This window comes from Sphingobacterium haloxyli, assembly GCF_002980525.1.
Classification (GTDB): Bacteria; Bacteroidota; Bacteroidia; order Sphingobacteriales; family Sphingobacteriaceae; genus Sphingobacterium; species Sphingobacterium haloxyli.
Map to the genome: position 1 here is coordinate 402,020 of NZ_PVBQ01000003.1, position 25,834 is coordinate 427,853.

Genomic DNA, 25,834 nt, shown 5'->3' on the forward strand with positions numbered 1-25,834 from the left:
TAGCACTGTTTACTCTTTACCCTTCACTCGTTTAAAATTTCGAAAAGGTTTTTTTTGACTTGTGTTTTTCTTTTTCGTTCCCTTCCGTGGTTCGTATGTTGGACCTATTCCAATGTCAGGAGGTAATGGGACTTTTGGTATCTCCTTTTCAATTAATCGCTCTATACGAGCAAATCGATTTTGATCCTTCTCATTGATAAATGTAATGGCGGTCCCCGTGGTCGCCGCTCTTGCCGTGCGTCCAATTCTATGTACGTAATCCTCCGGATCAGGAGGGACGTCATAATTCACCACCAGGCTAATTCCAACAATATCGATACCCCGAGAAATAACGTCGGTGCCCACCAACACCCGTATTCGCTTCGCCTTGAAACGTTGCATTACATCCTCTCGTTGTATCTGCTCCAGATCCGAATGAAAACCTTCTGCAATGATTCCCTTTTTTATCAGTTCTCTCGTAAGTCTTTTTACAATATCTTTTTTAGAAGCGAAAATAATAATACTCTCATACATTGGGTTACTTAATATGTGTTTGATGAGTTCCATTTTATGCTCGTCATACACCAAATATGCTTGTTGATCGATTCCATCAGAGGGTTTAGAGATAGCCACGTTGACCTCTAATGGTTGATGGAGTATTTTCTTGGCTAACGTTCGAATTTTCGGCGGCATTGTCGCCGAAAATAACAGGCTTTGTCTCTTTTCGGGTAAGGCGCTAATAATACGCATAATGTCGTCATGGAACCCCATGTCTAGCATGCGATCCGCCTCATCCAACACGAGATATTCCAGATGACTAAAATCTACCTTTCCGGAACCCATGTGGGCAATAAGTCTACCTGGGGTCGCCACGATAATGTTCACTCCCTCTTGGATAGCTCTTCGTTGCTGTTCATAGCCTATACCGTCGCCGCCTCCGTACACACATATTGACGTAGCTCCTGTGAAATATCCAAATCCCATGACTTGCTGATCGATTTGCGCAGCCAATTCTCGAGTAGGAACAAGAATAAGACTGTTGATTTGTTCTTGAGGGTTCTCGGCTATTCTGTTCAATATGGGCAAAAGATAAGACGCCGTTTTACCTGTGCCCGTTTGTGCACAAGCGATAATATCTTTTCCGTCTAAAATAACCGGAATTGCTTTTTCTTGGATGGGTGTGGCTTCTTCAAACCCCATGCTATCAAGCCCCTCCGCTAATGTGGGAGAGAAATTAAATTCAGTAAATTTCAAGATCTTAATTATTCATTTTGCTAAAAATAGGGTAATAATTCGGATCATACAAATTTAAGTTGTTTCTTATTTAAAGATTGTTTTTTCGGTGACCTAAGATAGCGACGTCTAAATATCGATCCGTGAATCCAATTTGCTTTTCATCAACAATAAAAGGTGTTTTTATTTTTTATTTTAAAAAAAGGTGATATTCTTTGGGAAAATGATAATTTGTTCGTATGTTTATCGTTGTTTATTCCAAGTAAGCAATCTATGTTATAAGCAAAGAAAATCATCAGGGGTATAATACGATTTCCGCCTCTAGGTTAAAAAATATTTCGTTCGCCTTTCTGGCGGACATAAATTTGTTTCATTTTGTTGTTTAGTAATCGAGTGATCGCTCAGAAGCCCCGCGAAAATCGCGGGGTGGACGGGCGTTTATACTAATTTGACGCTCTCGCCTGTATGACAGGATTTATAGATGGCGTCTATTATTTTTAAATCTCTTAAACCTTCCTCGCCATCAACAGCTATGACAGGCTCTTTCCCTTCTAAAATAATAGATGCCATTTCCTCCATTTGCAAGGTTTGATGGGTAATATGCTGCTGTGTAAGTTTACCTTTGTGTGTCCGTCCTTCGATCGGCCCATAACCGGTGGATGGCTGCATCTCCGCAAAACCCTTTTCCCCGTTTAAAAAAAAGCGGTCGAGGTGGTTCATGTTGTAGGTGGACAGACAGGAGGATACGGCACCGCTTGGAAAACCCAACTGAAATAATATCGTTTCATCTACTCCTTCCTTAAATTTTACCGGATCTGTCTTCATTTCCTGTGCGGTTACCCATATGGGTTCTTCCCCGACCATGTAGCGAGCTCCGTTTACAGCATAGATGCCAATGTCCATTAAAGATCCGCCGCCGGCCAAGGTTTTGTCCAGTCGCCATTGATTTGGGTCTCCTATCCGAAAGCCACACTGTCCTTGAAAAAAAAGGATTTTACCGAAATCGCCATTTTGTCTCATGCGGACGACTTCCAGCGTCTTTGGCTCAAAATGCATACGGTACCCGACCAGTAGCTTGACGTTGGCGTCTTTGCATGCCTGGACCATTTCTTCGCCTTCTTTGGCATTCAGGCCCATCGGCTTTTCGCAGATTACATGTTTCCCTGCTTTTGCCGCCCTTATGACCTGATCGTGATGCAGAGCGTTGGGGGTAATTACATAGACGGCATCGATGTCGGGGTTGTCCTTTAGGTCGTCAAAATTTTCATAATTGTAGCAGTTTTTCTCTGGAATTTGGTGTTTTGATTGCCATTCCTTGACCTTGGCGGGTGTACCGCTGACTACACCAGCCAATTTCGCTTTCTTGCACGCTTTCATAGCTTCTGCAACACGTGTCCCATACCCACCAAGCCCCATAATGGCCACCCGTAAAACTGGGCCTTCATAGGGTTCGCTATCAATATGGGGTGAGCCAAATTGCCAGGAAGGAAGCAAAGGCAACACCATGGCTGAATAGGTAATCTTCTGAAGAAATTCTCTTCGTGTACGCATAGGAATTGAGTTTAGTTTTCTATCACCTATAAGTAACAACAAAAACAAGAAAAGGTTTAGGGATGGGTTTATATGTAAAAATTGGGTAACCTAAACCTTTTTACGATTCTATATGTTCACTTTAAAAATAGATAAGGTTATGGTATTACCGATTGTATTTGCGGTTCTGTTTATTGCGCTTGGTATTTTCTTCCTGATCAGGAGCCAAAGGAAAAAGGAGATGCGTAAACCTAAATAAGGATACACGGGACAATGAAAAATGTGCGTGTAAGACGACATCGATGGAAATGGATTGGCGGGGTTCTGCTTTTGTTCCTTTTGACGGCACTGGTCGTAGGTAGTTATTATATAGGGAATTGGAAGCCTAAGATTAAAGGGAAACTGGAAGAAATGGTCCGTCAGAAAAGCCAGGGTCTGTATACGTTGGTTTATGAAGATATGGAATTGCGCGCTCTAACGGGCACAGTGCGTTTAAGAAATGTTGAATTGGTACCGGATTCTATCGTGTATAACGATCAGGTAGCGACGAAGATTGCACCTGATGATCGTTTTCACGTCAGGTTAGCATCGCTGGAAGTGGAGGGTGTGAGCCTGTGGTCAGCGCTGATCCGTAAAGAGTTGTCTATCCGGTATGTCACATTGAACGACGCTGAAGTGCGGATACTGAGCGAGCCTCATGCTTATAATGATACAGTCAAATATAATCGTGACACGGCCTTGTACGATCGTATTAACGATGTGTTCAAATCGATACAGATAGACAAGGTTAGCGTAGAACATTTAAATATTGTTTATTCAAAAACGGAAAACGGGAGCACGAACGAGATCAAAGCAGATAGTATGCGGTTCCGATTTTACGATATTCTGATCGACGAAAACGCAGCCAAGGACTCGATGCGTGTATATTATTGCAAAGCATTGCAGGTAGATATTCCAAAATTTGAATACGACATTCCGAATAGTCCTTACAAAGTAGGTTTTGACCATCTAGAGATGGATAGCAGGAACAACGAATTGATGCTGGCTAAACTTGGTCTATCGCCTAAGATCAGAAAAGTAGATTATTTCCGGGACGATAAGCAAAATAAAGCGTTAATTTTTCTAAACTTTGATACCGTTAAGTTAGAAAAGATTCGGTTACGGGATTTGATTGACAGAGAGCGCATTTCTGCTGCATACGTACACGTAAGAGGCGGCACTGCTTCATTTCATAAGGATAAGCGCTTTCAACAGGATAATGTAAATAAGATAGGAGAGGCTCCCCATCAGAAGATAATGGGTGTTAATCAGCTTCTATACTTTGATACGATCTTGGTTGACGGTGTGTATCTTTCGTATCATGAACTGAGCGGGAAATACCTTCGTGAGGGCGTGATTACTTTTGAGAAGGTACATGGTAACATCACCAATCTCACTAACGATACCAGTCAGCTGGAAAAGGATGGTTTCATGCGGGCGGATTTGCGGGCAAGTTTGATGGGGTCGGGACGATTGCATGCGAGATTTGGCTTCGATATGCTGAGTAAAAATGGTAGTCACTCTTATGCCGGAACTTTAGGAAGTATGGAAGTATCAGCTTTCAACCGTATAATTACGCCGTTGCTTAATCTCCAGTTTGCTTCGGGGAACGTGCGTCGCATACGTTTTGACATGCAGGGAAATGACTATAGAAATTGGGGTAAACTCTATTTTGATTACGATCAACTTAAAGTGAATCTTTTGTATCCTCCCGGTGCGGAAAGCAATAAAAGAGGAAAGCGCGGTATCCTCACGTTTTTACTCAACCAGCTTTTAATCAATGATAGCAATCCGGATGCAAATGAAGTGTATCACATTGGAGAGGTAGATTATGAGCGTGTTCCCGAATATTCTCACTTTAAAACCATTTGGAAGAGTCTGCAGGAAGGTTTGCAACAAACGGTAGGTTTGAGCGAAAGCAGTAAGAGGAAACTGAAGGAAAGGGAGTAATGGCTATCCGGTTAAAAGAGATTTGCGTAATTTTGAGGCATGTTAAAGTCACCCATTGTAATTGTTGGAGCGGGGCCAGCGGGGTTAATAGCTGCGCAACAACTGGCAAAAAAGGGGGTTGAGGTGCACGTCTACGAACAGAATAAAGCCGCGGCACGTAAATTTTTAGTGGCCGGCCACGGTGGGTTTAACCTTACGCATAGTGAAGATATCGATTCGTTTGTTCAGAATTATGATAAAACCGAAATCCGACGTATTGTCAAATATTTCGATAACAGGGCTACTGTGGAATGGCTTGCGAAACTGGGAATCCCGACGTTTATCGGCAGCTCCGGCAAGGTATTTCCGGCAAAGGGAATAAAGCCCATACAGGTATTACAAGCTGTACTCACTAAATTAGTATATGACGGTGTAAAAATACACTATGGCTATCAAATGGTCGATTTTGACGAGAAGGTTGTGACCTTCATTCATCAAGGAGAGTTTATAGGAATCCCTTATTATAAACTAATTTTGGGACTAGGCGGCGGATCTTGGTCTAAAACAGGTTCAGATGCGAAGTGGGTGAATATTCTTAAAGCAAAAGGCGTTCAAATCAATGCATTGGAACCTGCTAATTCGGGTATGAATACGAAAGACGAATTTTCTTCGCTTGCGGGCCAGGTACTAAAAAATATTCAGTTAAAATTTGCGGAACACAAAAAGTCGGGTGAAATAGTATTTACATCATACGGTATCGAGGGAGCCCCCGTATATTATCTAAATCGTTTCCTGCGTCAGCATCTTTTTCCGAATCGTCTGTTTTTAGATTTAAAGCCTACTCACTCGATGGCTTCCATCGAAAAGGAGCTGAAAAACAAGGGAAATGTGGCGGCAACGCTGAGAGATCGACTGAAACTTTCGCAAACGGCTATACAATTACTGAAATCTTTGGATAAGGAAACCTATACCAACCCTCGTAAATTAGCATTGGCAATCAAAAACTTTTCGATAGAAGTGACGTCGTTTAGACCTATTGATGAGGTCATTTCTACGGCGGGAGGGGTTTCTTTTGCCGAATTGTCTGCTTCTTTGGAACTGTTAAAGTATCCTAACGTTTTTTGTGTTGGAGAAATGCTCGATTGGGAAGCGCCTACTGGGGGGTACTTATTGCAAGCTTGCTTTAGTTCTGGTGTGTGGGTTGCGGATAATATAAAGTGAAAAAAGACTTAACAAAAGAGGCACTTCGTTGTTATATAGTTAAATATAAAACAACACGAATATGAGTGCGGAAAATCTTTATAATCAAGAAGCAATAGATAAATTAAAGAAAATTGTCGACGAGACTGATATCGGCATGTTAGGTACTTATCCGAAGGGTAGTGAGTATATTCATGCTGTTCCGATGAGCCGGCAGGAAGTCGATCAGGAAGGAAATATTTGGTTCCTGTTTTCTTCAGAAAGTGAAACTTACCAACATTTACAGAACACAGCTAAGGTCAGCTTGCTATTTTCTGACGTTCGAAATTATAGTTTTCTGAGCATTAATGGGACGGCCGAAATAAGTCAAGACACGACCCAGATAGAAAAGTATTGGAATAAGATGGTCGAAGGCTGGTTCGACCGAGGAAAAGAAGATCCTCGTATACGTGTGCTAAAGGTCGTGCCTAATGAGGCTCACTATTGGGATACGAAATCAAATAAATTGGTGACTTTTTTTAAAGTGGCAGCCCGTGCTGTTACGGGAAAAAACATCGAAACCGGCGAGCAAGGCGATTTAAATCTATAGGTCTAGACGCTGTACGTGAGGTCTTAATCCCATTGAACCATTTACGTTCTGCTTGGTTATTTATAATAAGGAAAGGACGGTCATGGCTATGGATAAATATGGAAGTGAGACGTTTAAAAAAAGATTGTTGCGGATTGCGCAGATTGCACCGCTATACGAGTCGTTACCTCCAAAATTATACGGAGGAACTGAGCGAATCGTACATTATTTAACAGAAGAGTTAGTTCGACAAGGGCACAGCGTTACGTTATTCGCCTCGGGAGACTCTGTTACAAAAGCGAAACTGATCACCTGTGTTGATGAGGGGCTACGATTGAAACAAGCTTGCGGTGACCCTTTAGCCTATCATATTATCCAACTGCAAAAATTGAGTGCGTGTGTCCGTGAATTTGATATTTTACATTTTCACACAGATTATTTGCATTTTCCGTTTAGCAGTATGTTAAAAATCCCATCAGTTACAACTCTCCACGGCAGGCTAGACATTCCCGAGTTACAGGATATTTACAATACATTCCCGTATCAGAACTTAATTTCAATTTCGGAAAACCAACGTCTACCCGTGCCGCAGGGGAACTTCGTCAAAACCGTATATCATGGGCTTCCTGAAAACCTCCATCGCCAAGGAGACGGAAGGGGTGGATACTTTGTTTTTTTAGGACGGATCTCACCCGAGAAAGGTGTTGAAAGAGCAATCGAAATTGCGCTGGCAACGCAAACGAAGCTAAAGATTGCCGCAAAAATTGATAAGGCTGATTCTGCGTACTTTGAGAAAAAAGTCAAGTTTTTATTGGACCACCCTTTAATAGAATATATCGGGGAAATAAACGAACAACAGAAAACCAAGTTTTTAGGCGAGGCCAAGGCCTTGTTGTTTCCTATTGATTGGCCCGAACCTTTTGGACTGGTTATGATCGAAGCGATGGCATGCGGTACACCCGTGATTGCGTTTAACAGAGGGGCGGTGCCTGAAATTATGGAAAATAATGTCACGGGGTTTGTGGTAAATTCCGTAGCGGAAGCTATTAATGCAGTAAGTCGGTTAACATATTTATCAAGAGTAAAGATACGTCGTGTTTTTGAAAGACGTTTCACGGCCGCCTACATGGCCGAAAGCTATGTTGGTGCGTATCATTCCGTGGTTGGTGATACGTTCAAAAATGTCTCTCGAAATAGTATACCGATATTAAATAAACCAGCATGAAAGAAGAACTACTACAGGAAGAAGAGTATCATATCTCGTCTGATGCCGTGAATTCGGACGAGGTGAATATGGTGTTAAATTATTTGAACACGTTTGCAGTCTTTGATCGGTCGGGGAACATTCATCCCTATGGAAAAATGGTACAGGGAATTTATCATGAGGGTACCCGCTTTATAAACAGATTAGTGTTACATGTTAATGGGCAAAAGCCACTCTTACTAAGCGGATCGATCAAAGAGGGAAATTCCATCTACTCGGCAGATCTTACCAACCCCATGATAAAAGAATGCAAGATACAGGAAAATTCTATTCATATCGAAAGACATCAATTTGTTCGGGAAGGTGCTTTTTATGAGGAAATCAAGATTCTTCAATACGAGCCTGAAAATTGCTCCTTTGATCTAAGCTTGGATTTTGATGGGGATTTTAAGGACATCTTTGAAATTAGAGGGATAAAAAGAAAGGTGGATACCAACAATGCGTACCCCGTTGACCACGATGAGTATTTTGAAACCACTTATTTAGGACTAGATGGCATAAGACGTTCTTTTGAAATCTACTTTCAGTCCGACGCGGACTATAGCTTAGAAGGAAATCGAGCTGTCTTTTCCGTTAATTTAACTTCTAAAAAGGTCGTCACTATTCAGTATTGTATTCATTTCTTGACAGGGGATGAGAAAACAGACACTATTTCCTATGCTGAAGCCAGTGAATTAAACCAGTTTGAGTTAAATCAAAGCAAAACCTTATTCGCGGAGATTAAGACGTCTAATGCCCAGTTTAACCACTGGTTATACCGGTCGGAGAAGGATTTTATTTCGCTCCTTTCCCAAACCGATTACGGAAAATATCCGTATGCTGGTGTTCCTTGGTACAATACGCCCTTTGGAAGGGACGGGATAATCGCTGCAATGGAGATCTTATGGATCAATCCGGAAATCGCAAAAGGGGTGTTATTATTCTTAGCCGCGAACCAAGCTGTTGATCTAATTCCAGAAAAAGATGCCGAACCTGGAAAAATACTCCATGAAGCGCGCAACGGTGAAATGGCGAATACAGGCGAAATTCCGTTTAAACAATATTACGGAACAATAGATGCCACGCCTTTGTTTATTATCTTGGCGGGAATGTACTATGACCGTACGGGTGATTTGAACTTAGTTAAACAAATTTGGCCGAATATTATGGCTGCGGGCAATTGGATCGATAACTACGGAGATATCGATGGCGATGGTTTCGTGGAATATATTCATAAGGCTAAAAATGGTTTGACAAATCAAGGTTGGAAAGATTCCTTTGATTCCATCATGCACGAAAACAATCAACTTGCCGACCCGCCGATTGCTCTATGTGAAGTTCAAAGTTATGTGTACGGTGCAAAACTTCATGCTGGAAAGCTCGCTCTCGTACTTGGTAACCAAAATGCGTCGTCGAGACTATATGATGAGGCCGCCGCTTTAAAAAAGAGCTTTAACGAGCGTTTTTGGGATGCCGATTTATCTAGTTTCGTTTTGGCGCTCGACGGTCAAAAAAAGCCTTGTAGGGTAAAGTCTTCAAATGCTGGACACTGCTTATTTACGGGGATTGCCGACGACGATAAGGCTGCTGTTCTTGCGGACACGCTACTTGCTTCGGATATGTTTAGCGGATGGGGGGTCAGAACCCTGTCATCATCATCGGGAAGGTATAACCCGATGTCTTATCATAACGGCTCGATCTGGCCTCATGACAACGCGTTGATAGCTTACGGGTTATCAAAGTATGGTTTACAAAAGCATGTTTTAAAAATTATGGCGGCCATATTTGATGCCTCATTGTTCATGGAGCTACAAAGGGTTCCTGAGTTGTATTGCGGTTTTGAGAAACGGCATGGTATAGGGCCTACGGCGTACCCCGTAGCCTGTTCACCACAGGCGTGGGCAGTTGGTACGGTATTTATGCTGCTGCAATCTTGTTTACGTATCGATATAAATGCTATAAATAAAACAATAACTTTCGATCGAATTATCCTTCCGGATTACCTTCACGAAATTCGTCTCACGGATTTAAAACTAGGCAATAAGAAAGGTGGCTTGGTCGTCAACCGTTCGAAATATGGTGAGGTGGGCTTTAATATTCTCAATAAACCGGATGATTGGGAGATCGTCATAAACTAGTTAATGCAGGATTATATGTGGTATGAAACGACTCTGATCGGTAGTGATTGGCATATCAGATTCCCTGAAGGATATGCCGCAAGCTTCTTGTCCGATGATCCAGCTGCCGATAATGGAAAAGCCGGTATCTTCACGATGTAAGTTAGCGAGCTCTTGGTATATGTAGCCTTCTTCGCCGTATTCACCTTCGGTATGGTAGATCATCTGCTTGTCATAATACATCTCGATATTGGCACCTTCGCGGGACAGGATAGGTTTTTTAACAAAATGTTTCAGATGAGCCGGTCCATTAACATATGCGGCTAAGAGGTGGGGATGATTAGGGAATAACTCCCAGAGAATGGGAAGTATCGCTTTATTGGACAGCAACATCTTCCAGGATGGTTCTATCCATTGAGCTTGGTTCGGATCGTTTATAATGTGTACGGCGAACTCTTCACGCGCCATCCACTCCCAGGGATATAATTTAAAGATGGATAAAATGGGTTCGCCTTCTAGGTCTACAAAGCTATTGCCGGCCCAACCAATATCGTCGATGTAGATAAGCTTTGTTTCGATACCTGCCTGAAGTGCGGTATCCCGGAGATATTCAACGTTCGTGAGATCCTCTAAGGTTTCTTTGGCACAGGAAAAATGCAGTATATCTCCCTTAAGGTAGGGCTTTAATTCGACCCAACTTTGTATCAGTCGTTCGTGGACGCTGTTAAACTGGTCTGTAAGCTGGGGAAAGTAGTGGTTCTTCCAATACCACTGCACAATACTGGTTTCAAAGAGCGACGTCGGTGTATCCGCATTGAACTCCAACATCTTTAGCTCGCCATGCACAGAATCATAGGCAAAATCAAAGCGTCCGTATATGGAAGGTTCGTCATCGTTCCAGGTTCGCTCAATATGAGGAATCATAAAAGGTGGTATATGGAAATGTTGATACCGTTTGTTTTTGATGATGTACTCGACTGCATCTATGCACATCTGCCATAGTTCGTTGGTCGCGTTATAGATCAGGTCGGCATCTCGATTACGGATCTCATAATAATAGTCGTCAACCCAATACGGTATACCATCCAGCGTATGGTAGCCGTATCCAATAGACTCCAAGCGGGACTGCCATTGCGGATCGATACGTAATGTTTTAATCTGCATCAGGAACCGTAAGAAGAGCGGGTAGTGGAAGCTGCGCTACGGCCAAAGCCGCCACGCTGGGCTTGATAGGCCGCGGCCTTCGCGGCATTGTTACCAGCTACGGACTGGGGATGCAAACTGTTATTGGCGTAACCGAAGCCGCCGCTCAAATGTCTAAAAGCCATAAACCAGAGCAGCGAGGAGCCCATACCACCCCCGGAATGTCCTTGTGTGTAGTTGTCGGTGACTTCCGTATAAGCTGCCGTTGTATCTGCACGCATAAATATACGCTGCCTCCCGTCGTTATCCTGTTGATTCTTGGAAGGGGCACAGGAAGCTAATACCGAGGTAATTAAAACTAATTTGACACTTTTTGTTGCTGTTTTTCTCATTATTGTACAGTTACATAGATAGGTACCTTGCTTAAGGTGGCAGATGAATCCATCGTATTCCACGTGCCCGGTGCGATGGCCGTCACAATAGTGTCGCTGGCCGAAGTAATCTGCTCGCCGTTGAACCAGATACGTTGTGTGGTGATATGTAATACCGAGTCGCCTTTAGTCACCGTTTTTAAAGTGACTTCTCGTGCGGATTTTTTATCCAGTTGTTCCAACGCTCGTTCGCTTTGTTTATGGCAGGACGTGGCGCTGATGAAGCAAAGTACCGATAATAAATATTTCATCTATTATTTTTTCTTATGACTGATGAGAGCTCTAGCAAACAATCATTGCCCTGTGCCAACGATTATTTACATCTCGGTTTCATATACTGATTTACTTCGCAAATTTAATTAAAATATTGTACATTCCTGCACCGAACGATGTGTAAATATTCTTCATATGCGTACGTTTTGGGCCACGACGAAAGGTAATGGCAAGTTGCCGACCGATATATACAATTCTTTATCATTCAAAATTATATTTCAACATATAAGGAAATTTATTTTAGGAAAACTTTCGCGTGACCCATATGTTCTTCTTTATGTAAATAACTCATTGGAATAGAACGATAAAAAACGAAATTGCCATGAAAAAAAATGAACACGAAACATCTGGATGCCCCTTTCATTCTAAAATCAATGATCTGCAAAAAAATAGAGTCTCGAGTGAGGGGAAACCGATGACTACGGATCAAGGTGTGAAAATCAATGATGACGCGAACTCGTTGAAGGCCGGCGAACGAGGTGCCTCTTTATTAGAAGATTTTATACTTCGTGAGAAAATTACCCATTTTGACCATGAACGGATTCCCGAACGGATTGTACATGCTCGTGGCGCGGGCGCCCATGGTTATTTCGAGCTGTATGAAGATATGAGTGAATATACTCGTGCTCGAATTTTTACGGATACCGAGCATCGGACTCCAGTTTTCGTCAGATTTTCTACGGTCGTTGGAAGTAAAGGCTCCGGAGATCTGGCACGAGATATACGGGGATTTGCGGTTAAGTTTTATACTCAGGAAGGCGTATTTGATCTTGTCGGAAATAATACACCTGTGTTTTTCATTCAAGATGCGATGAAGTTCCCGGATCTTGTACATTCCATCAAACCCGAACCTGACTGGGAAATTCCACAAGCTGCTGCTGCACACGATACGTTCTATGATTTTATTTCGTTGGCTACCGAATCTTTGCATAATCATATGTGGGCAATGAGTGACCGGGGAATTCCAAGAAGCTATCGGATGATGGAGGGCTTTGGTATACACACATTTCGCCTGGTAAACGCGCAGGGAGAATCGCATTTTGTCAAATTTCATTGGAAACCTAAGTTAGGTGTACACTCCGTTACATGGGACGAGGCAGTAAAGATAAATGGCGCAGACCCTGATTTTCATCGACGTGATTTGTGGGAGGCTATAGAAGCTGGACATTTTCCAGAGTGGGAGCTTGGTCTGCAGATTATTCCGGAAGAAGATGAACATAAGTATGAGTTCGACCTTCTGGATGCAACGAAGTTTGTTCCGGAAGAACTTGCGCCTGTAAGGATTATCGGAAAGATGGTATTGAATCGAAACCCAGACAATTTCTTTGCAGAAACCGAGCAAGTGGCTTTCCACCCAGGACACATCGTACCAGGTATCGATTTTACGAACGATCCATTATTGCAAGGACGCCTTTTTTCTTACACAGACACCCAGCTTTCTCGTTTGGGAGGGCCAAACTTTCGGGAGATACCCATCAACCGCGCAGTCAATGAAGTGCATAATAACCATCGCGACGCGCAAATGCGGATGACGATCAACAAAGGTAAAGCGGCGTATTTTCCTAATACAATAGGCGGGGGATGCCCACATTTAGCGAAGATGGCGGAGGGAGGGTTTACGTCCTATGAGGAGCGGATAGACGGCAAAAAGATAAGGGATAGGAGTGCCAGCTTTAATGATCATTTTTCACAACCTGCACTGTTTTTCAGGAGCTTAAAACCTTGGGAGCAGAGCCATATGATTGAGGCTTATGCTTTTGAACTGGGGAAATGTACGCTAGATTCTATTAAACAACGCATGTTGTGGCTTATGTCGCAGATAGATGATCGGTTAGCCATAGCTGTGGCGGATAAACTGGGACTGCAAATACCGACCGGTATCGAAAAACCGGTAAATCAAAACATTGGTGCTAACGCAGATCCGCACAAACATGAACCTCCTGCGGTTAAACATTATTTGGAAAAGTCAGAGGCCCTCAGCCAAGAACGGTTACCGGCCGCGACTATAGAGAGCAGAAAAATTGCCGTACTGGTGGCAAACGGTTTTGATATGGTAGCACTACAAAAAATGAAGACGTATCTCGAAGAACTAAAACACGCGAGTTTTCTGCTCATAGCACCCCATGGCGGCACTGTAACTAGCGCAGATAGCAGAGAGCATAAGGTAGACCACGCATTAATGACAACGGAAAGCGTGCTTTTTGATGCGTTGTATATCCCTGGAGGTGAGGGGAGTATACAAAAGCTTAAAGAAGAAGGGAAGGTGTTTAAATTTATAAATGAAACGTTAAAACACTGTAAGACGGTTGGTTTTGATGGAGAGGCTGAAGAGCTGTTTCAGCTTTCGGCTGCAAAGGATTTTGTCAACGACGAAGCCATTTTATTGAATGGAGCGCCCGAGCAGTTCGCCAGCGCACTGGCTAAGCACCGAAATTGGATGCGCGAACCGCATACCGCACATATAGCTGTTTAACAGCACTGGTCTACATGAAATTAGTTGGCGAACATAGTTTGCCAACTAATTCGCTCATATTATTACAGGCAAATTATATCCGGTCATTCTGGACGGCGTTTCGATCGGTATGAAAGTTTTATTGTAAATGTTCGCTATAAAATATAACGGTCTCCGCTACTATTTTATCAATTTCCTGTTCTGAAATGTTATTAAACCCATGATCGCCATTTTTTACTTTTATAAGGTTATGGTATATACCAAATTTGGAAAGGGCTTTCGCCAATTTTTTAGACTGTTCTATGGGTACAATGCGGTCTTTCGTGCCGTGTAAGATGAGTGTAGGGGCCGCAGTTGAATCAACATAATACAACGGTGAGTATTCTTTTGCTATTTCCAATACCTCGTCTTTATTTTCTTCTAAAGTGTATCCTGTTAAAGCATAGATAACCTTTTGCCGCAGAGGAAGCAGTTTGCTTGCAAAGGTTTTGTAAAAAAATACAGTTAGCTTTCCTGCATCTGTACGCAATAGAGTATTTAAATCGGTGGGACCAAAATTGTCAACCACACAGGTCACCTTTGCTGAGAAGTTTACAAGGCTCTCATCTCCTAGCCATTTCGCATCATCAGAGTACGCGGCCAACATGGCGAGATGGCCTCCAGCGGAGCCTCCCCACAAACCTATTCGATTACTATCGAAATTATACTTATCCGCCTGGGCACGCACCCAACGTATGGCGTCCTTACAGTCGATAACAGGATCGGGAAAGTGTATTTCTTTATCCAATAAGGTGTAGTCGATGCTCACTACTGCCACACCGGCATCATTTAATGCTTTTCTAAGGGTTCGCATATAATATAGTGTTTCTAATGTGCGGTTTCCTGCTACCCATGCTCCGCCGTGTATGATGATGACAACGGGAGCCCGCTCTGAGACCGGAGTAGGATCGGGTAAAAAGATATCCAACGAGAGCGGTTTTCCCGCCTGTGATGTTTTATAAACGACATCGGTAAGTGTGCCGGAAGTTTGGGCAGAAACGCCGGAACCCAACATGCTTACAATAAGTAAAAATAGGATTGAAATAAATCTCATATATATATATTGTTGATACCACAAACTTACAAATTGATTTTTATGCACAGTGTACGTGTAAGCATGCTCGTTCTGTTAAATGTTGGTCTCTATGCGGTCCGTTATTTTTTCTCTGGCAGTACTGCCCAGATAACATTAGCGGCGTCGTCAGTAACGAGCATGTATTGTGGCGTGAACACCACCGCTACGGGACGGCCGTAGACTTCAGCTTTTTCTTTGTTGGCGACAAAACCTGTTAAGAAATCTTGGGGTTTGCCTGAAGGTTTGCCTTGTTCGAACGGAACGAACACCACTTTGTACCCAACCAAGCTGGAGCGATTCCACGACCCATGTTGGCCAATGTATGCGCCTTGTTGAAAAGCCGATGTCTTGCTAAAGGCTAAGCCTAGCGATGCGGTATGCGAACCAAGCGCGTAATCTGGCGTAATTGATTTAGCGGTCAACGAATCTGGCGCGGTTCCCAGATGTTCGCCGTGTTCGGGATCCCATCGGGGGTCGATATGCTTGCCCCAGTAGGTATATGGCCAACCATACCAACCGCCGGGTCGTACTGCCGTAATATAGTCGGGCACGATTTCGTCGCCCAGCTCATCCCGTTCATTTACGGCCGTCCATAATTGGTTTGTGGTTGGTTCCCAATCCATGCCCACAGGGTTACGCAGACCTGCAGCATATATCTGCTTACCTGATCCATCTGGGTTAATCTCGAGGATCAGCGCTCTGCCAGCCTCCTTGTCCATACCGTTTTCGCCGACATTACTGCCCGATCCGACAGATATATATATCTTGGATTTATCTTCGTTTGTGGTGAGATTGCGCGTCCAGTGGTTATTATACCCTCCCGCGGGGAGCGAGAGAACCTTTTCAGGTTTGTTTGTTATTTTTTCTATAGAGGAATCATATGGGAATCGCACTAACGCGTCGGTGTTTGCTACGTAGAAAAAATTGTCGATTATCAACATGCCGTAAGGTTGTGAGAGGTTCGTTAAAATAACGTCTTTCTTTTCCGCTATACCATCATTATCTTCATCCCGGAAGCGCAGTATCTCGTTAGGACTTTTATCGGGGAAAAGATTGCGGGAGTTCTCTTTCTCAGGATCTTCCCCTTCCTTTTCTGTTCGCGACTGGGCCACAAAAACATCTCCGTTTTCCGCAACATAAATGTTGCGCGGGCTGTTGAGGTCGCGGGCGAATGGGACTACCTGATATCCTGATGGCGCAGTTGGCGTACTTTCGCCTTTCCAGCCGATTATCTTTGCAAATTTGTTCTGTGGCGGTGTATCGAAAGGCGCTTTTAATTTGATATCGGCACCATATTCGTTGGCAATAGCGCTGGTATCGCCGGCACGGATTAATGTATCCGTTTCGTTCGAGGTTTTATTGCCTGACTGGCCGCAGGAAATTAGATGGACTATGGCCGGTAATAGTATTGTTAAATGTCTTGTCCGAGATACAATCTTTTGTTTCATATGTTATTGTCTGTTTACTTATTGTTTTTATAACAATTTTTTAGAGAGATGGTTCCCATTAAACGACAGTTTCCTTTGATTTTGTCATAAATAGGTATAAAGGATTCACATTTTGGGATGCCAAAAAACTGTACTGACTTTAAATTGTTCATATGGCAGATTTATTGGTAGTGGAATGATGTATATGTTATGGAGAAACGTGTAAACTTCGAAGTTATCATTATCGGTGGTAGTTATGCCGGTCTGTCAGCGGCTATGTCCTTAGGTCGTTCCTTACGCTCTGTATTGGTTATTGACAGTGGACAGCCTTGCAATTTGCAAACTCCGCATTCGCAGAACTTCCTTACGCATGATGGGCATGCGCCCAGCCATATTGCTGCAGAGGCTAGGCGGCAACTCATGAAATACGACACCATAAAGTTTCATCGTGGTCTTGCCGTTAGCGCGTTGAAAACGGACCAAGGATTTACTGTGACTACCCAGACTGGTGAGACCTTCAGTGGACGAAAACTCATATTTGCCACTGGTATAAAAGATATTATGCCTCAGATTCCGGGTTTTTCGGAATGCTGGGGAATAACAGTGATTCACTGTCCATATTGTCATGGCTACGAATTTCGTAACGCGAAAACGGCCATTCTTGCCAATGGAGCAAAAGCTTATCATCTCGCGTCTTTGATTAACAACTTGACGGATGATCTTACGCTTCTCACGAATGGTAGGGTTGAGTTTGATTTTCCAGCTGCGGAGAAATTGCGAGCAAATGATATCGCGATTAAGGAGAAAGGGGTTGTCGAGATTGTACATCAAGATGGTCTTGTTAAAGAGGTCGTCTTCGCTGACGGTAGTCGTGAAGCATTTAAAGCGGTATATGCTGCTTTACCTTTCGAGCAGCATTCAGATATTCCCGTTGCGTTGGGCTGTGCTCTGACGGAACATGGATATATCCATGTCAATACGCTGCAAGAGACCACTGTGGAAGGGGTTTTTGCCTGTGGTGACAATGTCGAAATGATGCGCTCGGTAGCAAATGCTGTGGCTTCTGGAAATGCTACGGGAGCCATCGTCAACAAGGAGCTTGTGGACGAGTGTTTCTGACCGTTGTGCAATATCACTAGAATTTTTATATCGACCTAGAACGTCCTACAGATTTATATTATGGGAGTTTTTTATTTCGGCCATGACAAAGGTACTGTGCGTACTGCCGATACTTTCGAGTGTGCCTAGTTTGTTGAATACAAACTCTTGGTAATGCTTCATATCCTTTGCAAACACTTTTAGAATAAAATCATAATCACCGGAAACATTGTAGCACTCTACCACCTCGTCGATCTTTAGGATGTCCGCTACTAACCGATGGCCCACCTGGCGGTCGTGTTGCTTCAATTTAATGTTACAGAAAACGATAAATCCTTGACTAAATTTCTCGGGATTGAGCAACGCGATGTATTTTTTGATATATCCGTTGTTTTCTAACCTTCTGATTCGTTGCAGCACGGGGGTAGGCGAGAGATTCACCCGTTTGGCTAACTCCTTAATAGTGTGGTTCGAATTGTCTGCCAATATTTTCAATAACAACAGATCTGTCTTGTCAAGTTCTTCCATAGCATAAAACACTTTTGGGTGAACAAATTTAATAAACAAAAAGCTAATTATGCTAATAAATATATATTATATGGCTAAATTATCTGATTATATAAAAAATTGTGGTTATTAATAAACAGAAACTAACTTTGTGCAGTGCATAAGCAGATGCGAAGAGGTTAAATTGTGCTTACATCTGCAAGACTGTTTAACGAAAAACACAGTATTATTTATGAAATTTTTAGTTACCGGAGGTACGGGATTTATTGGAGCACGCGTTGTAGTCAACCTGTGGGAACGTAAAATTCCGGTAGTGGTTGCTGACCTGAACCTGAATATAGAATGGACGAAGCAGATTGCTTTGTTAAAATATCAAAACGACGATATCAAGCTTGCTGAATTGGAGGAGCAGATTGCTCAGACCACATTTATTGAGCTGGATGTATCCGATAGACGGGCAGTTAATAACGTTTTTTTGACTTATCCGGATATTACCCATGTTATCCATTTGGCGTATCTCATGAGTGCCGAAGTGGAAGCGGATCATCATCGCGGGGCATCTGTCAATATTCTTGGTATGGTCAACATGTTTGATATGGTGGTGGATCATAAACTGACGCGTTTGGTGTTTGCCAGTAGCGAGACAATCTATGGGGCAAATCATAGCGCCTATGGCGACGAAGATTACGCCATTAGGGAGGATGACTTCTGCTCGCTAGATGATCATTTCTATACCTATGGTGTTATGAAAATGTTAAATGAATTTACAGCGAAGAAATATATCCAGACGAAAGGAGTTAGTATTGCGTCTATGCGTCCTCCGGTTGTCTACGGAGATGGACGCATGCGTGGATCGGTTCTTTGGGCTTGTGAATTTGCTACCAATCCGGCATTAGGGAAGGAGGTTAAACTGCCATTCTCTAAGCATGCTCGTGATTGCTGGATTTATGTCGATGACGTCGCGGAGCAGTTTGTCCGACTAACATTGAAGCCGGAACTCAAATACTTCGCATACAACAATGGAGGACATTCGGTGACGGCTGAGGAGTTGATGCAAACTGTCGCGAACATCGTGCCAGATGCTCGGTATGAGTTCGACGAGAATGTGCAGCGGACATCCCTCGTGGATCGTTGTGATGGCGCTCGTTTAGAAGAGGAAATTGGATTTACGCCGAGGTCGCTGGCCGATGGGGTGCGGGCGCAGATTGAGGAAGCTCGAAACAGGCAATTACAGCCCGTTTACTAGAAAAGTTCTATCTTTATAGATATTTTAAAATACTAAGCAAAATATATGGCAGGATTTCGTAATACAGTGGTTGGGAGTTACCCGCGTCCGGAAAAGTTAGAAGACACAATGAAGCGGCCCGTGATGACCCAGGAAGAGGTAGATGATTATATCAAATGGGCGGCAAAAGATCAGGCTGAGTTGGGATTGGATACGATTACTGATGGCGAAGGATACCGTGAGAATATGTACTATTTCTATCAAAAGCGTATTGACGGTATTACTTTTAAAGATATGCCTAAGGTTTCTTTCGGTACGGCTGGTTTTGGAATCGAATGTCCTAGAGTGATTGGTGAACTCAAGAATCCGCGTTTTGATATTGCGCGCAATTGGAAGATCGCCCGTGACGCAGCTCCAGCCGGTGTAGACGTGAAACTGACTGTGACAGGTCCTCATGTATTATATAGATTTAGTGTAAACGAGCGCGAAGATCTGTATCCTGATGCGCAGGCTTTATGTCGCGCGTGGGCCAATGTTTTGCGAGACGAAATTGCGGAAGCTATAGCGCTGGGGTGTGAACACGTACAGTTTGATGAACCGATGTGGACGGAGTCTCCGGAAGAAAGTGTTTGGGCAGCTGAGATCCTGGCTGAGCTAATCGAGTCGTTGCCGAAAAAAGTGCGTATCGGATTGCACGTATGTGGTGGAAATCCGAGAAGAAAACGAGTCTATTTTACAAAGTATACTGATATAGTTGACGCTTTTAAGGCCGTCCCGGTAGATGAACTTTTACTGGAACATTGTACGCTCAGTTACAATATGCTTGAATTGTTTGATCAGTGGGATTTTAAAGGAGACTTGGCGATCGGTGTGATAGACCAACGTAGTGACGATTTAGAAACTGTAGAGGAAATACGTCAGCGGTTGAAGCCTGCCCTGGATTACTTTCCGGCTGATCGCTTGATATTAACTAGCGAATGTGGATTTGGACACGTGCCTATCGACGTCACACATGCTAAATTAAAACGTCTCGTCGAAGCTTCTAAAGTTTTGTAAGAAAACCACCTACGTATCCCCTTAAAAGCAAGTTTAAGGGGATTCTTATTTGAATATTCTTGGGTCTGGGTGCAAATATTGGTACGGTATGTCTTGCTCAGACAAAGTTGATATTATTTTTCGGCCGTGTCCCTGCGTGTATCGGAATTCGGTTAAGCCCTTTTGATAATTAACGACTTCCTGTTTCGTCGGATGTTCAGGGGCTACGATATTATATGTTTTCGAGTGGATTCTTTTATCTATCATCTTTTCGGTTATCAGGACGATATCTTCATAATGGACATGGTTAACAAACTGATCAGGCGTTGAAGTATGGTAATTACTGAAAATTCTGTCTCCTCCCATTAATCCCCCTAATCGCAAAATGTTTAGCTGTGGGAATTTGTTTTTTATTAATTGCTCTACGAATAAAATGTTTGGATGAAGAGACTGTTCATCAAGTGTTTCTTCGCCAATTTCCATTTGCACCTGCGGATAAATACCTATTGAGCTCATTAGAAAAAGTTGTTTATCAAAATCGTTAATAAACAAGCCGATATTTTCAAACCGGTTTTGAAGCGATTTTATATCCGTTCGTTTTGAAAACGGTACACTGATAACAATGGTATCCAGATATTCCAAAACTTTCCAAGATTTATACGTTTGAAGTATCTCGTTATCTGAAAATTGGATAGCAATGGAGTCATACCCCATCGTTTCCAGTTCTGCTCTTTTTCTTGGTGTGGTTGTGGACGTATAGATTTTATATTTTGGAAGCAAGTGTTTAGCCATATGTAACCCTAGCCAACCGCATCCAATGATGCCTATGTTCTTCATGTTGATATTAGCTAAAAAGATTAACGATGTAAGGTAATATAATTTATAGACGTGGCGTTTGCAGATGGACGCGTTACCCTATCTTTTTGTCGTTTAATAAGTCAAGCGCTTCGTGAATATAAGCCATACCTTCTGTTGAGTACGGAAGTGTCAGTGCAAAATGGTGACCCTGACGATCCATTTTTAACAGTGACTTCCTTAAAATGTTAACGATTTTTGCTCGATGATTCGGAAAGAACGTTTCGTACTGATACGCTAGAAAAACCAAACATAAGGCATTTTCCATGGTCTGTACTACCGGATTTACTTTTAATTTCTTTTTTAAGATAATTTCCTGAACGTCTGCGATGAGGGTATCTGGCACTTTCGATTGTTCCATGATGACTTTCGCCTTTTCAGCATGGTGGTTGGCTAAAGTCTTCCTCCATTGAAGGTATCCGCTCTTATCCAGCGGAAAGCTGTCCCGCGGAATTTCCCACCGTCCGATATGTTGACATCGGGAAGCCAGAATAAGTGCATTGCTTGCATTAGGATCTAATTTCAACACCCACTCATATAGTTTAGTGGCTAAAAAATATTCCTGTGGGTATTGCGTCCCTTGCCACACAAAAATATGAGGGTCTTGGCGATTGTAGTCGTCGAATAAATCTAATGTTTGTTGTATGTTCGGATGCATGTCGTCAATAATTACAAGTTAAACCTTTACTTCCCTAATAGCTCGATGTACAGATCCTCTACTTTCTTACGAGCCCACGGCGTTTTCCGCAAAAACGTCAATGACGATTTTAAACTTGGATTGTCCACGAAACAGTTAATCCGCACCTCCTGACCTAATGCTGTCCAACTTCCATAATAATCCAGTAATTCTTCTATAATCGTATCCAGCCGTTTGCCATGTAATGGGTTATTTGGTTGCTTATCCATATTATAAAATTACAAAAAAAGCGATTACCTTTTCTTATTTTTCATTGTCATTTTGGCTTTTAGCCCACTTCCGTAATTGTAGATTTTGTTATTGCTTTCTTTCTTTATATGAAAAGCGCCGCCTTGAGATTCATCCACTTCATTCTTTTCCTTTATATTATTGGACGGACGGTAGATGACAAGATCCTCTGGAAGAGGTATGACAGGTATTTTCTTCCCTAAAGATTGCTCTATTTTTTTGAGTTTGGCGAGTTCGATGTCTGTTGCAAATGTGATCGCTATAACGTCATTATCTGGAGTTTTTAGGATATGTTGTACAAAAACGTCGCCACTTTCCGGGATTTCAAAATGAAATATAAAAGGAATCCCCCGCAAGTCAATCTCGTTCGTGCCTTCGGTTGCGATAACAAGTATTCGGCATTCAGGGATTTGCTTGAAATCATGAATATTGTCGATACCTACGTCGTCATGAAACAATGGGTGTAAGATAGCAACTTCTCCTTTTTTAGCGTGTAGACTTTGACTTATTTTTTGTGCAGTAAGGCGACTATTCACAAATATCACGACTTTATCAAATACGTCGTCATCTCTCATCAAAAGATTTAGCAAATTGATTTTCGTGGTGAAATTAGGAACTTTATACAAGATGAGTTCATGTGTTTCAATGATTTTCTCACTAAGTTCTTCAACCTCGACCAGCGTAGCGTACGGCATAAAATCATCGATCATCAAATGCAATTTTTCATGTTCGACCGTACTGAATGCTAAATACTGAACTTTTCCACAGCTTTGTGCCAATTCCCTTACTGTAGTTTGCATTCCCTGTTTAACTATTTCTTCTGCATCATCGATGATAAACGTCTGAATTCGATTTAAATTAAGTCCTAACTTTAAATACACAGCCCGGGCGCGGTTCGGCGTCGCAACGACAATATCTACCCCACGGACCAAATCTTCGATTTCTTCCTCCATACTTCCACTCGTTTTGAGTCCCATAATATGGAGGTTCTTATTCTTGCTGACGGTCAGAAAACGATCCACTATTTCTGTGATTCGCTCCTCATTGGGCGCCAGAATTAAGACTTTCGGAGCCTCATCTTGCGTATATTTCAGGCGCATCAGCACGCCGAGGACATAAGTAGTAGTTTTTCCAGCTCCTTCAGGTGCTATGCCAATAACACTATGTCCTCCGACGATTCGTGAGAGCGATTTTAACTGGAATTCTTTTGCCGTAAAGTAACCCAAATCATTCATGGAGGCATGGAGACGTTTACTAAGCTTTAATTTATCTAAAGACACTGCTAAACAATTAATGAATACAAGCTACAAAGTTAACTAAAATATAATTGACACGTCGCTCTTGTCTACTCGTTTATCTCATCGCGGTCAATCTCCATCTGGCTTGTCGAAATAGCGTTGTATCTAATAAGTTTTAACGATCACATTCTTGTTGTAAAGAAACCAAAAATGGGTAAAATCTTTTTTGTAAATTGTACGCACTATTTATTTTAATAAAATATGCATAAAAAAACACAATTGATTACCGCTATGATACTGTTTTCTATGACGGTTGCCGTAAGCCAGATGAAAGTTCGGGAAGAGTTGCCCGAAAAATATAAGTGGAATCTTTCCGATCTCTATGCTACCGATGAAGTTTGGAAAGAAGAAAAACAACGAGTGCAACAAGAAATGCAGAAAGCAGCATCCTACAAAGGTAAACTTTCACAGTCCGCTACTGTACTTTTGGAAGCATTAGAATTGAACAGCAACTTGGTTAAGGAAATGGCCAGACTATCATCATATGCGTCGATGAAATCAGATCAAGACACGAGGGTGACAAAATATGCGGGAATGAAACAGGAGTTGCAACAGCTTTTTTCGGCATATGGCGCACTGACATCGTTCATGGAACCAGAATTATTAACCCCAGAAGAAGAACAGCTCAACGTCTTTTTTACACAAGAAAAGGAGCTAGCGACATACAAATTCTATCTTACCGATTTGCTTCGTAAGCGTGAGCACCGCGGCTCCGAAGAAGTTGAAACCGTGATGGCGTATTCATCATTAATGTCTGGAAATGCGGCAAATATTTTTAGTACATTTTTTAATGCCGAATTTCCCCATCCGGAAATTGAATTGAACGGTGAGCGCATAAAACTCAATACCGCCAATTTTGCGCTTTATAGAGCGAGCGAAGACAGAGAAGTCAGGAGTAAAGTGTTCGAGACGTATTTTCGTAAGTTGAATGAATTTCAACGGACCTTTGGAGCACAGCTTTACGGAAATATTAACGCCGCATTGTTTACAACAAAAGCTCGAAATTATGAGAGTACCTTAGCAAGGGCGTTAGATGGGGGTAATGTTCCCACCGATGTGTTTCATAATCTCATCAAAAACGTCAATGGAAACTTGGAAACCTTTCACCGCTATTTAAATCTTCGTAAACGTATGATGGGCGTAGACACGCTACATTATTATGATTTATACGCTCCTTTGGTTGAAAAAGTAGATTTGGAATATACAGTAGAAGAAGCCATTGACAATATTTTGCAGTCTTTGCGGCCTGTGGGTGATGAATATATAGACGTGTCGAAAAGAGCATTTAATGAAAGATGGATTGACATGTATCCAAACGAAGGAAAAAGATCGGGGGCGTATTCTAATGGGTCCGCGTTCGACGTACATCCATATATACTCATGAATTACAATGGAAAGTACAACGACATGTCGACTTTGACTCATGAATTGGGGCATACCATGCACAGCTACCTCACCAACAAGAAGCAACATTTTGCGAATGCCAATTATTCGATTTTCGTTGCTGAGGTCGCGTCCACTCTAAATGAAGAGTTGTTGAACGATTATATGCTGGAGCAGATTGAAGACGATAGAGTCCGGCTCGCTATCCTGGGAAACTACCTCGAAGGCGCTAAAGGCACACTATTCCGACAGACACAGTTTGCTGAATTTGAATTAATGATCCACGAAAAGGTCGCAACAGGCGAAGCGCTAACTGGCGAGGATTTTGATAAAATGTACCTCGATCTGACCAAACGGTACTACGGTCATGATAAAAATGTTTGTATAGTGGATGATTACGTCAAGTCCGAATGGTCTTACATTCCACATTTTTATTACAATTTTTATGTCTACCAATATGCGACGTCCTTTACAGCTTCTACTGCTCTCTCAGAAAAAGTATTAAAGGGAACGGATGGAGACCGTAAAAAATACCTTGATTTTTTAGCCTCCGGAAGCACTAAATACCCGGTGGATTTGCTTGTCGATGCTGGCGTAGATATGAACACTTCGGAACCGTTTGATCTCACTATTGCTAAGATCAACGCTGTAATGGCAGAGATGGAAACCATTCTGTCGAGAATCGGGAAATAGATATACTAAGGAAGGCGTCTAAAAAGGGCGCCTTCTTTTGTTTTATTATGGGCTTATGGTCTGTAAGGGTTTTAGGAGATTAGCCTAGGCCGCCAGCGGTTGATATAGATAATTTATCCATGACTGGTCATAAATAA

22 protein-coding genes are annotated in these 25,834 nt (G+C 42.4%); 10 read left to right on the forward strand and 12 right to left on the reverse strand.

The window, feature by feature from the left end; all coding sequences use genetic code 11:
* Positions 1-9 precede the first annotated feature (9 nt).
* Positions 10-1,233, reverse strand: coding sequence for a DEAD/DEAH box helicase (locus C5745_RS05655; RefSeq protein WP_105715997.1), 1,224 nt, complete (start codon positions 1,231-1,233; stop codon positions 10-12).
* A gap of 417 nt (positions 1,234-1,650) precedes the next feature.
* The gene (locus C5745_RS05660) at positions 1,651-2,763 is read right to left on the reverse strand and encodes a Gfo/Idh/MocA family protein (protein WP_105715998.1); all 1,113 of its coding nucleotides are present in this window, start codon (positions 2,761-2,763) and stop codon (positions 1,651-1,653) included.
* Positions 2,764-3,015: 252 nt separating this feature from the next.
* Here C5745_RS05660 and C5745_RS05665 point away from each other — a divergent pair, with 252 nt between their 5' ends.
* The 5 genes from C5745_RS05665 (at position 3,016) to C5745_RS05685 (ending at position 9,859) form a co-directional block, all read left to right on the forward strand.
* Positions 3,016-4,731, forward strand: a complete 1,716-nt coding sequence (locus tag C5745_RS05665; protein WP_133166297.1) for an AsmA family protein — start codon at positions 3,016-3,018, stop codon at positions 4,729-4,731.
* Between the two features lie 39 nt (positions 4,732-4,770).
* Positions 4,771-5,931 carry a BaiN/RdsA family NAD(P)/FAD-dependent oxidoreductase gene (locus C5745_RS05670; protein WP_105716000.1) on the forward strand — a complete coding sequence of 387 codons (1,161 nt, stop codon included), beginning with the start codon at positions 4,771-4,773 and terminating at the stop codon, positions 5,929-5,931.
* A 61-nt stretch (positions 5,932-5,992) separates the two neighbouring features.
* Positions 5,993-6,499, forward strand: coding sequence for a pyridoxamine 5'-phosphate oxidase family protein (locus C5745_RS05675; RefSeq protein ID WP_105716001.1), 507 nt, complete (start codon positions 5,993-5,995; stop codon positions 6,497-6,499).
* 82 nt (positions 6,500-6,581) lie between these two features.
* Entirely contained in the window at positions 6,582-7,703 is a 1,122-nt protein-coding gene (locus C5745_RS05680; RefSeq protein WP_243403259.1) for a glycosyltransferase family 4 protein, read from the forward strand.
* The gene (locus tag C5745_RS05685) at positions 7,700-9,859 is read left to right on the forward strand and encodes an amylo-alpha-1,6-glucosidase (protein WP_105716002.1); all 2,160 of its coding nucleotides are present in this window, start codon (positions 7,700-7,702) and stop codon (positions 9,857-9,859) included. Before C5745_RS05680 ends, C5745_RS05685 begins: the two co-directional genes overlap by 4 nt.
* Here C5745_RS05685 and C5745_RS05690 read toward each other — a convergent pair whose 3' ends face one another.
* From C5745_RS05690 to C5745_RS05700, 3 genes are read right to left on the reverse strand one after another with little or no spacing between them, the layout of a single operon-like run.
* Positions 9,860-11,002 (reverse strand): glutathionylspermidine synthase family protein, encoded by a 1,143-nt coding sequence (locus C5745_RS05690; protein ID WP_105716003.1) that lies wholly within the window; start codon positions 11,000-11,002, stop codon positions 9,860-9,862.
* A complete protein-coding gene (locus C5745_RS05695) occupies positions 11,002-11,373 on the reverse strand; it encodes a hypothetical protein (protein WP_105716004.1) in 372 nt (123 codons plus the stop codon). Before C5745_RS05695 ends, C5745_RS05690 begins: the two co-directional genes overlap by 1 nt.
* Positions 11,373-11,663 (reverse strand): hypothetical protein, encoded by a 291-nt coding sequence (locus C5745_RS05700; RefSeq protein ID WP_105716005.1) that lies wholly within the window; start codon positions 11,661-11,663, stop codon positions 11,373-11,375. Before C5745_RS05700 ends, C5745_RS05695 begins: the two co-directional genes overlap by 1 nt.
* 344 nt (positions 11,664-12,007) lie before the next feature.
* Between C5745_RS05700 and C5745_RS05705 the strand changes: the two genes are divergently transcribed.
* On the forward strand, positions 12,008-14,158 hold the full coding sequence (locus C5745_RS05705; protein ID WP_105716006.1) for a catalase: 2,151 nt from the start codon (positions 12,008-12,010) through the stop codon (positions 14,156-14,158).
* Positions 14,159-14,276: 118 nt separating this feature from the next.
* On the opposite strand, the gene C5745_RS05710 is transcribed toward C5745_RS05705, so the two are convergent.
* Together C5745_RS05710 and C5745_RS05715 are read right to left on the reverse strand one after the other, a co-directional pair.
* Positions 14,277-15,230, reverse strand: coding sequence for an alpha/beta hydrolase (locus C5745_RS05710; RefSeq protein ID WP_105716007.1), 954 nt, complete (start codon positions 15,228-15,230; stop codon positions 14,277-14,279).
* Positions 15,231-15,331: 101 nt separating this feature from the next.
* Positions 15,332-16,699 (reverse strand): PQQ-dependent sugar dehydrogenase, encoded by a 1,368-nt coding sequence (locus C5745_RS05715; protein WP_105716008.1) that lies wholly within the window; start codon positions 16,697-16,699, stop codon positions 15,332-15,334.
* Positions 16,700-16,888: 189 nt separating this feature from the next.
* Between C5745_RS05715 and C5745_RS05720 the strand changes: the two genes are divergently transcribed.
* Entirely contained in the window at positions 16,889-17,797 is a 909-nt protein-coding gene (locus C5745_RS05720; RefSeq protein ID WP_105716009.1) for an NAD(P)/FAD-dependent oxidoreductase, read from the forward strand.
* Between the two features lie 45 nt (positions 17,798-17,842).
* On the opposite strand, the gene C5745_RS05725 is transcribed toward C5745_RS05720, so the two are convergent.
* Complete coding sequence (locus C5745_RS05725) at positions 17,843-18,304, reverse strand: Lrp/AsnC family transcriptional regulator (RefSeq protein WP_105716010.1); 462 nt, start codon at positions 18,302-18,304, stop codon at positions 17,843-17,845.
* Positions 18,305-18,515: 211 nt separating this feature from the next.
* Here C5745_RS05725 and C5745_RS05730 point away from each other — a divergent pair, with 211 nt between their 5' ends.
* A complete protein-coding gene (locus C5745_RS05730) occupies positions 18,516-19,529 on the forward strand; it encodes an NAD-dependent epimerase/dehydratase family protein (protein WP_105716011.1) in 1,014 nt (337 codons plus the stop codon).
* 45 nt (positions 19,530-19,574) lie between these two features.
* A complete protein-coding gene (locus C5745_RS05735) occupies positions 19,575-20,564 on the forward strand; it encodes a cobalamin-independent methionine synthase II family protein (protein ID WP_105716012.1) in 990 nt (329 codons plus the stop codon).
* A 45-nt stretch (positions 20,565-20,609) separates the two neighbouring features.
* Here C5745_RS05735 and C5745_RS05740 read toward each other — a convergent pair whose 3' ends face one another.
* The 4 genes from C5745_RS05740 to C5745_RS05755 form a co-directional block, all read right to left on the reverse strand.
* Positions 20,610-21,380 carry a Rossmann-fold NAD(P)-binding domain-containing protein gene (locus tag C5745_RS05740; RefSeq protein ID WP_105716013.1) on the reverse strand — a complete coding sequence of 257 codons (771 nt, stop codon included), beginning with the start codon at positions 21,378-21,380 and terminating at the stop codon, positions 20,610-20,612.
* Between the two features lie 73 nt (positions 21,381-21,453).
* A complete protein-coding gene (locus C5745_RS05745; RefSeq protein ID WP_105716014.1) occupies positions 21,454-22,056 on the reverse strand; it encodes a DUF4202 domain-containing protein in 603 nt (200 codons plus the stop codon).
* A 26-nt stretch (positions 22,057-22,082) separates the two neighbouring features.
* A complete protein-coding gene (locus tag C5745_RS05750) occupies positions 22,083-22,304 on the reverse strand; it encodes a VF530 family protein (protein WP_105716015.1) in 222 nt (73 codons plus the stop codon).
* A gap of 24 nt (positions 22,305-22,328) precedes the next feature.
* Complete coding sequence (locus tag C5745_RS05755; RefSeq protein WP_105716016.1) at positions 22,329-23,558, reverse strand: DEAD/DEAH box helicase; 1,230 nt, start codon at positions 23,556-23,558, stop codon at positions 22,329-22,331.
* Positions 23,559-23,822: 264 nt separating this feature from the next.
* On the opposite strand from C5745_RS05755, the gene pepF reads away from it, so the two are divergent.
* On the forward strand, positions 23,823-25,697 hold the full coding sequence (pepF, locus tag C5745_RS05760) for an oligoendopeptidase F (RefSeq protein WP_105716017.1): 1,875 nt from the start codon (positions 23,823-23,825) through the stop codon (positions 25,695-25,697).
* The last annotated feature ends 137 nt before the right edge of the window (positions 25,698-25,834 follow it).